This is a genomic window from Verrucomicrobiia bacterium, assembly GCA_035495615.1.
In the GTDB taxonomy this organism is placed as follows: domain Bacteria; phylum Omnitrophota; class Omnitrophia; order Omnitrophales; family Aquincolibacteriaceae; genus DATJFP01.
In genome coordinates, this window is the sequence record DATJFP010000100.1 from 1 (window position 1) to 7,347 (window position 7,347).

Genomic DNA, 7,347 nt, shown 5'->3' on the forward strand with positions numbered 1-7,347 from the left:
TCAGGAAGCGCTCGTCGGTCTGAAGGCCGGCGACAAAAAGTCCGTGGACCTGCCGCCGGAAAAGGCGTTCGGCAAAGTCCGCGAAGACGCGGTCCTCGAAGTTCCGAAAAGCAATCTGCCGAATGAAGAGTTGAAAGTCGGGATGGTGCTCGCTTCCCAGACGCCGGAAGGCGAAGTGGTGCGCGCCACGGTGAAGGAGCTGAAAGACAACAGCGCCATGCTGGACTTTAATCATCCTCTGGCGGGAAAAGATCTGCACTTTGACGTGGAAGTGGTGGATGTCGGGGAACCCGCGCCCGGCGCGGCGGCCGCTGCTGCGGCTCCGGCGGTTCCTCAGGCCCCGACCGCTTCTCCGAAGGCCTCTTAAACGGAAGCTGTGCTCAACCCACCGGGTTGAGTACGGTCACGGACGAAATTTCACGGACAAAGTTCCGCCTTTCCTCATCGGAGGAAAAGCCGATGCGGTAAAGGCGGAACGGTTCGTTCTCGAACCCCTTCAAGCCCGCCTCGAATTCTTTCACCTCGCAGCCTGTCCGTGCCGCCACGAAAGCGTCGACTTCCGGATCCTGATGCACGCTTTCTGAAATCACGATGTCCTCACCCGTCGAGACTCCCGTCAGGCGCGCGGCGAGGTTCGTGGTGCTCCCGAAATAATCCAGTTTCTCGTTCAGCGTCACGGCGATGCACGGGCCGTTATGGATCCCCGCCTTCAGGCGCAGGGGCCTTATCCCTTCGGCCGGCAAAGCCAGCCGCGCCTGTGCTTCGAGCATGGCCTGCAGCGCGGGCAGAGGCCGCATGAAAACCGCCATCACCGAATCTCCGATCGTCTTCACCACAGCGCCGCCGTGCCTTCCGATGATTTCCCGCAAGAGTTTGAAATGCTCCATGACGGCGCCGAACGCGGGCGCGTCCCCCACTTCGCGGTAAAGCCGCGTGGAACCCTTCAAGTCCGTGAAAAGCAGCGTGACCGCGCCCACGGAGATCTGCTCGCCGGGCCGCAGCGCTTCCCGCGAAAACAAGTCGCGGAACGTTTGCAGCGCGATGACCTCCGCGGCCGTTGCCGCGTCGTCGTTCCAGGCCATGCGTTCGAACACGAAAAGTTGTTCGGTCTTCGTGGGATTGGAAATTTTCCACGCGCACGAGGCCTGGATGGACGCCGGCGCTTCGGGCCAGTTTTTTTCCGGCAGACTCACTTCATACGCGGCCTCCGAATCCGAACGCGTGACGTCCGCCATTCTCCCGCCCGGAATTTTCAACGCGCGCATGCGGTAGCGCCCGGGCTCAAGGCATGCCTTCACTTCTCTCGCCTCTCCGGGCTTGAGCAAAACCTGGATGCGGATGTGCGGCGTGAGCTGAGGCCCGCCCACGCAGAAAAGCTGCTCCGGGATCGTGCGCAAGGACGGCACGGGCCGGAAGGTCAGCTCCACGAACTGGTCGAAGTTGGCGCTGTAATCGATGCGGCAGCTCGCGCAATGCTGGGCCTCGCGTACGTCAGAGAGGCTTTGATTGTCCGCCGCCGAGCCGCGGCAAAGCGGGCACAGGACGCGCCAGGTCATTTCCAGCATGCCTGCGCGCGTGGCGAACAAAAAAGTTTCCAGCGTGCGCCGCCGGGAAAGCCCGCGCGCATCCGCGAAAGCATACGGCCGGACGTGACGCAGCTCCATGGCATCCGCGGCGCCGAGGTAGGCGGCGAGCGCGGCCGCGACGGCCGGATCGCCTCCGTCCGCCACAGTTTTTTGTTCGAGCGTTTTCAAAAGTTCTCCCGCGCGGGGTTCGAGGGGTGATGAGGGCACCGCCGGAGCCTGGGGCGCGGCGCGCTTTTCCGCGGCCAGCGCGTCATAACGCCGGAACACTTTATCGAAAGCCGAAGCATAGACCCTTCCCACCTGCACGGGGATGGAGAAAAGCCCCAGAAGATTGCGGGGCATGGCGGTGATTTTATAATGAAGGCGTGTGCCGGACGGCTGCAGAGGCTCGAATTCCGCTTCGGCTTTCATCCAGTCGAGCGGGCCTTTGCGGTAACGGCGGAGGATGCTGAAGCGCGCGGGATAAATCCATTCGAAAGGCTCTTCGTCCCATTCCACGGGCAGGCCGAGAATTTTGAAGCCGAGGATTTTCCTGCGGTTTTCGAAGGTCTTGTCTTCCGGGGAAGCGCTGCGGACTTCCGGCAGGCCCGCGTCGCGGTTAAAGCGGTCGGTTTCCGCGACGAAAGGCCACAAGGCTTCACGGCTGGATTTCAGGTCCCAGCGCCAGTGATATTGGAAGGGTTTCATGATCTCCCGAGAAAGCTCCGCCCGATTATAACATCAAGGTCCCCACCTTCAATAAGCGTTCGGGCCGACCATGTGTTCGGGTTCGAGGATGACGCCGTAATGATGGGTGCCGGGGAAAGGAAAGGACACGATCTCGTAGACACCCACGGCGGCGCGCGCCACGGTGTAAAGCAGCCCTTTGGGAATACCGCCGGCGACCGCGATCGGCCATATCTCCCCATTCTCGTGCATTTCGTCGGGACGGTAAAAAATCTCGGCCCAGCAGAAGACGACGTTGTTGATGCCGCGCCCCAGCTTCGACCACATATCGGCGCAATAGGCCGGCCGCGCAGGGACGAGTAAAGCCATCACGATCAAAGCAATCCAGGGAAAATGTTTCTGCCGCATGGGCCCTCCGGTTTCGCTGTGTTAAAAGCGTACGGTGATTATCGGCCCAAAATGCGAGGGGTTTAAACCCGGGAACCGCTCTCGAGCGACTGAAGCTCGCCCAGCAGCACGTCAATGAGAGGCTTGGTGGTTTCGTCCGGCGCCTTGAGGTAAATGACATTGCCTTGCGGCTCGGAGCGGTACGCGTGGAGCTTCAGCCAGGCCTCGGCATTTTCTTTTTTATAGTGCTTGGCGAGATATTGGCGGACGTAGCGCAGGGCTTCGGCGCTGTCGTACTCCACGCCGTCATAGAGGACCTTGTAGGGGCTGCCGGTAAAGCGGTCGATCAGGTAGAGAATTTTCGAAAGCTCGGATTTCTTTCTCATCGCGTATTGTTTATACGCATAGGATTCCTGCATCGGCTGCAGCAGTTGGACCGCGGCAGATGCAGGCTCGCCGGCCGAAGCCGGAAGAGCCGTCAGCAGGACAAGGCCGAGAACTCCAAAAATCTTCGTCGTCTTTGGGCGCATCCCACTCCATGGGGTTAAGCCGAGGTCTGGATCAGCCTTGCGATTTCGAATTGGCGCAGGGACTCCCTGGCCAGGGCTTCATAACGCTCGACGTTTTTCGCGGCATCGGAGATCAAGGTATCGTAATAATCGGACAGTTTCTTAAGAATATCCCGGTTCTGCCCGGCGTTCTGCTTCGAAAAAAAGGCATTCAAATCTTCTATGCGGGTCCGGTAGGTTTCGATGCGCTGCCTTTCGAAATCCGCCTTTTCCTGGTAGATCTGGATCATGCCCGCATTCTCCGGCATGGCCGCGTAAGCCCCCGGAACTCCCGCGAGAACGAGAAGCAGTAACCCCATACCCATCATGACTTTCATGGAATGCTCCTTTCGTTGACTGCCTTGCGCCGGGTCGTCGAAGCCCAGCGTTTTTTGGCCCTGAGGATGGTCTTGATTTCGGACCTTCGGGCTCCGAACCTGCGGGCAAGCCTGACAATGTCAGCCACCTCTTCCTTATAGCCGCGCAGGAGTGCTTCCGTCAGAAAGAACAGCGAAATGCTTTTCAGCAGATCGTCTCCCCGCATGACGGATGTTTCGTCGGACATATTCATTTTTCAACACCTCCTTTTTTTGTGCAAAACCTGTGCCACCCAGATAAATGCATATGCATCCATTCAGGCAAAAAAAATTTATTTCTTGTCTTCGCGGATATTTTCCAGCGCCAGAGACAAATCGTCGAGAAGCTGGTTCAAACGCTGGCGACCCACCAGAGAAGCGATCTTGTCCTGCGTTTTCTTCCAGAGCGGATAAGCCCGCGCCAGAAGGTCTTTCCCTTTTTCCGTCAGCATGATCTTCCTCTGACGGCGGTCTTCGCCGGGCTGCAGGTCGACCAGCTTTTCTTTTTCCAGCACGCGCAGGTTGCGGATGAGCGTGGTCGGATCCGTGTCGATGAACTCCGCGAGTTCCTTGACCGTGATCTCTTCGTGCTTGTGAATGACACCCAGGAGCGTGATCTGCGTGGACCGGTAACCCAGCGGCCTCATCACGTCGTCGTAAATCTGCGTGATCACCCGCGACGCCTTGCGCAGGTTGAAGCACACGCAGACTTCTTCTTCCTTGATGACCGTTCCGGGTTTTTGCTTGCGGGTTTCCATTGCCGTCCCTTTCAGAATCCTGGTAGAAGTATATACATCCATTAACTGCCTGTCAAGGCCGGCCGCGAAGTTTTTTAAGCCTTATATCCTTATGCTGTAAGGGTTTCAATGCAGCTTTGGACCAGCCTGCGCATCAGGGCCAGCGGGAAAACAAGATGGAAAGAGCCGTCCGCGGGACGGTAATAAGGCTCTGGCATGGAGGACCGCTCCTGGTCTTCACTTTCCGGCATGCGGAAACCGGCAAGGATTTCCTGGCGGTAGGCATACAACAGGCTGGAATATTTCGCGCGCCCCAGCGCCTGGCATTCTTCCGCCAGCGCCAAAGGCTCCAATTCGACAAAGCTGGGATCGGATTGCGGGGATGCGGTCATGCCCCGCAGCGCCGCAAGGCGTTCCAGCACGTGCCGGTAGAGCCTGCTGGCCCGCCTCTCTTCTTCGGAAAACATGACTTCGAGATGAGCCCTGAGCTGCTCGAGGCTCACCTTGAAGCGGTCGTCCCACGCCGCGCAGGATTCCAGGAGCCGCACCACGCGCTCCCTTTCTTTTTCGCGCGGGTATTTGGCCCGAGCGGCCGCGTCGAGGATGCAGAGCAGCAGCACTTTTTCCTGCAGAGGCGACGCAGCGCGTTCCGCAGCACGGACCTGAAGGAGCAGATGCGCCGCCTGGGCCGTCAAATCATGCGCGGGAGTCATGGGTCGGGTCATCGGGATTTACGAGCCTCATGTCTTGGCCGTCATAAGCCGGCAGATAAAGGGCATACGCCTCGCCCGCCCCGGGGCCGAGGTTCTGTGCCCAATGCACGGTACCGCGCGGAATTTCCAGGACGTCTCCGGCGCCCACCATCACGTACCTCCCGCCTAGAAAAACCCGCGCCTTGCCGGAACGGACAAAAATCACCATGTCGTGCCGGTCATGCACGTGCGGCTTTTCCGCGGTGCTCAGACGCACGGCGTGCGCGCTGGCTTCGGAAGTTTTCCACAACGTGCGCACTGCCACGTCGCGGGATTTTTCTTCCGCGGACCATTCGATCTCATCCCATGCCTTCTCGGGAGAAATCCTTTTTCCCCGAGGCGCCATTGCGCAGCCTGCAAGCGCAAGGAAAAGAGCGAACAGGGTCCAAGGCCGGATTTTTCCCGGAACGATCATGAAACCGGATCAGTGATGGTGGTGATTGTTTTTCTTCTGGTAGTAATTCGGATTGCCCCCACCGCCGCCTCCGCCGCGGTTGCCGTGGCGGTCGTGCCTGTTGTCATGGCGGTGATTGCCGTGGCGGTTCTGGTCTTGATTGCCGTACGGCGCCCGTTCATAAGGCTTGAACGGCCGGCGCTGCTGTTGCTGCCTGAAATCATTGCGGAACGGCGGCCGGTTTCCCGAAGCATTCTGATTCTGCTGATGCTGCTGGGACTGCTGTTGCTGCTGATTCTGGAGAATCGTGTCGAGTTTCTTTTCCAGAAACCCGAGATGCTCCCGGATCCTTTCCAGCTGCGCCTGCACGTCGGATTCGATCGCGGCGGGTGCCGGAATTTCCGCTTCAACGACGGACGGGGTGTCCTGCTGGGGCGCTTCTTCTTTGGGTTCTCTTTTCGCGGTGCGGGGTTTTTTAGAGGTCACTTTTTCTTTCCTTTGGTTGGTTAAAGGCGGTTTGATGGCCGCTCTATACAGGTTGGGGATGGGCTAATATATCAGGAAACCCAGTCTCGTGGGCAATTTTTTTCCGTTCACGCGTGCGGGACGTTTTTCTTCAAGGCCTTGGTCGCGATTCCCCTCAGATACAAGCTCAACCCCACCGTGGCGGCAAGCCCCACGGCCAGGAGCGCCCATTCGGCGGGTGTGCGCGTGCGGCCGGACGCGTTGACAAGCGCCAGGTTTCCCGTGATCGTACCGAGATACACGTAAACGGTCGACGATGGCAGCGTGCCGACCATGGTCGCGAAAAAATACTGGGCGGGAGGAATGCGTGTCAGCCCGAACGCATAATTGCCGACCAAAAACGGAAAAATCGGAGAAAGCCTTGCAAGCAGGATGATTTTCCAGCCTTTTTCTTTCACGGCTTCCTGAAGCGCCTGGAATTCCCGGTTCGCGGCAAACGCCTTGGCCACCACGTCGCGGGCCATCGTGCGGCCGATCAAGAATGCGGCCGTCGATCCCAGACCCGCCCCCAGCACGCTGAGCAGGGTCCCCTTCCAGAGCCCGAACAAAATGCCCGAGGCGAACGTGAAAACAAAAGAAGGCGCGAAAAAAATGCACGTGAGGATGTAAACGCCGAGAAAAACCGCGGGCGCCCAAGGCCCCAGCCCCTGGATCCATTCGAGCGTTCTTTGGAAAAGGCCTGCCTTGTTGAAATAATAAGCGCACCCGAGAATCACGGCCGCCGTGAAAGCCTTGAAGAAGGCTTTAGGTGCAGCCATCAGCGGGACTCCGAAAATTTCGAGGGCTCCGCCGAAGCCACGGCCGAAGATTGGCGCTCGAAAAGATAATGCGCGACAAACCATTCGCCGCCGCCGCGGTAACCGAAAAGCTCCGCGCAGGCCATGAAGAAAATCCTCCAATAGGCCCGCCACTTGGCCGCGTCTTTTCCGTAGGTCTCGCGAAAAACTTTCATGACGGGTTCCCGCGCCTCGTCCATTTTCCGCAGCCACGCCTCGCAGGTTTTCTGGTAGTGCCGGCCGTCCACGCGCCAGCGTTCGGCCAGGCGGACGTCCTTCTGGAAATAAAGAAGCAGGTCTTCGGAAGGCATGATGCCGCCGGTAAAAAACGTGCGCGCCATCCAGCTCCCGGAATTCTCCGCGGAAAAAGGATACGCATAATCCTTGTGCACGAAGATGTGCAGGAAGAGGAGGCCGTCGGGCTTCATCCACGACGCGGTTTTTTCGAGCAGCTCTTCGTAATTGCGCATGTGCTCGAACATTTCCACGGAAAGGATCCTGTCGTAGCCGCCAGATGCCTGGAAAAAATTCATGTCCGCGGTCTCGATCTTGAGATTGGAAAGGCCCCGTTCGCGGGCGCGGGCATCGATGAAGGCTTTTTGCGGCGCGGAATTGGAAAC

The 7,347-nt window shown here is 58.8% G+C and carries 12 protein-coding genes; 1 reads left to right on the forward strand and 11 read right to left on the reverse strand.

Translation table 11 applies throughout. The features are described from left to right. A partial coding sequence (locus tag VL688_12885; protein ID HTL48949.1) for a hypothetical protein occupies positions 1-367 on the forward strand: 367 nt, incomplete at its 5' end. A gap of 13 nt (positions 368-380) precedes the next feature. Here the strand turns inward: VL688_12885 and VL688_12890 are convergent. The 11 genes from VL688_12890 to VL688_12940 form a co-directional block, all read right to left on the reverse strand. After that, positions 381-2,273: a DUF5939 domain-containing protein gene (locus VL688_12890; protein HTL48950.1), complete on the reverse strand. Its 1,893-nt coding sequence runs from the start codon at positions 2,271-2,273 to the stop codon at positions 381-383. A 48-nt stretch (positions 2,274-2,321) separates the two neighbouring features. Beyond that, a complete protein-coding gene (locus VL688_12895; protein ID HTL48951.1) occupies positions 2,322-2,660 on the reverse strand; it encodes an exosortase system-associated protein, TIGR04073 family in 339 nt (112 codons plus the stop codon). 62 nt (positions 2,661-2,722) lie between these two features. After that, on the reverse strand, positions 2,723-3,169 hold the full coding sequence (locus VL688_12900; protein ID HTL48952.1) for a hypothetical protein: 447 nt from the start codon (positions 3,167-3,169) through the stop codon (positions 2,723-2,725). 14 nt (positions 3,170-3,183) lie between these two features. After that, on the reverse strand, positions 3,184-3,525 hold the full coding sequence (locus VL688_12905) for a hypothetical protein (GenBank protein HTL48953.1): 342 nt from the start codon (positions 3,523-3,525) through the stop codon (positions 3,184-3,186). After that, a complete protein-coding gene (locus tag VL688_12910; GenBank protein HTL48954.1) occupies positions 3,522-3,758 on the reverse strand; it encodes a hypothetical protein in 237 nt (78 codons plus the stop codon). The genes VL688_12905 and VL688_12910 overlap by 4 nt, the downstream gene beginning before the upstream one ends. A gap of 78 nt (positions 3,759-3,836) precedes the next feature. Next, positions 3,837-4,301 (reverse strand): MarR family winged helix-turn-helix transcriptional regulator, encoded by a 465-nt coding sequence (locus VL688_12915; protein HTL48955.1) that lies wholly within the window; start codon positions 4,299-4,301, stop codon positions 3,837-3,839. An 89-nt stretch (positions 4,302-4,390) separates the two neighbouring features. Further along, on the reverse strand, positions 4,391-5,005 hold the full coding sequence (locus VL688_12920) for a hypothetical protein (protein HTL48956.1): 615 nt from the start codon (positions 5,003-5,005) through the stop codon (positions 4,391-4,393). Continuing rightward, positions 4,977-5,378 carry a cupin domain-containing protein gene (locus VL688_12925; protein ID HTL48957.1) on the reverse strand — a complete coding sequence of 134 codons (402 nt, stop codon included), beginning with the start codon at positions 5,376-5,378 and terminating at the stop codon, positions 4,977-4,979. Before VL688_12925 ends, VL688_12920 begins: the two co-directional genes overlap by 29 nt. A 78-nt stretch (positions 5,379-5,456) precedes the next feature. Further along, entirely contained in the window at positions 5,457-5,912 is a 456-nt protein-coding gene (locus VL688_12930; GenBank protein HTL48958.1) for a hypothetical protein, read from the reverse strand. Positions 5,913-6,019: 107 nt separating this feature from the next. Further along, on the reverse strand, positions 6,020-6,709 hold the full coding sequence (locus tag VL688_12935; protein HTL48959.1) for a TVP38/TMEM64 family protein: 690 nt from the start codon (positions 6,707-6,709) through the stop codon (positions 6,020-6,022). Beyond that, a partial coding sequence (locus VL688_12940; protein ID HTL48960.1) for a class I SAM-dependent methyltransferase occupies positions 6,709-7,347 on the reverse strand: 639 nt, incomplete at its 5' end. The genes VL688_12935 and VL688_12940, both read right to left, overlap by 1 nt.

What these genes read in the sequence shown, in the direction of transcription:
- VL688_12890 (HTL48950.1), bottom strand. Translation starts at nt 2,273, where the DNA reads ATGAAACCCTTCCAATATCACTGGCGCTGGGACCTGAAATCCAGCCGT.
- VL688_12895 (HTL48951.1), bottom strand. Translation starts at nt 2,660, where the DNA reads ATGCGGCAGAAACATTTTCCCTGGATTGCTTTGATCGTGATGGCTTTA.
- VL688_12900 (HTL48952.1), bottom strand. Translation starts at nt 3,169, where the DNA reads ATGCGCCCAAAGACGACGAAGATTTTTGGAGTTCTCGGCCTTGTCCTG.
- VL688_12905 (HTL48953.1), bottom strand. Translation starts at nt 3,525, where the DNA reads ATGAAAGTCATGATGGGTATGGGGTTACTGCTTCTCGTTCTCGCGGGA.
- VL688_12910 (HTL48954.1), bottom strand. Translation starts at nt 3,758, where the DNA reads ATGAATATGTCCGACGAAACATCCGTCATGCGGGGAGACGATCTGCTG.
- VL688_12915 (HTL48955.1), bottom strand. Translation starts at nt 4,301, where the DNA reads ATGGAAACCCGCAAGCAAAAACCCGGAACGGTCATCAAGGAAGAAGAA.
- VL688_12920 (HTL48956.1), bottom strand. Translation starts at nt 5,005, where the DNA reads ATGACCCGACCCATGACTCCCGCGCATGATTTGACGGCCCAGGCGGCG.
- VL688_12925 (HTL48957.1), bottom strand. Translation starts at nt 5,378, where the DNA reads ATGGCGCCTCGGGGAAAAAGGATTTCTCCCGAGAAGGCATGGGATGAG.
- VL688_12935 (HTL48959.1), bottom strand. Translation starts at nt 6,709, where the DNA reads ATGGCTGCACCTAAAGCCTTCTTCAAGGCTTTCACGGCGGCCGTGATT.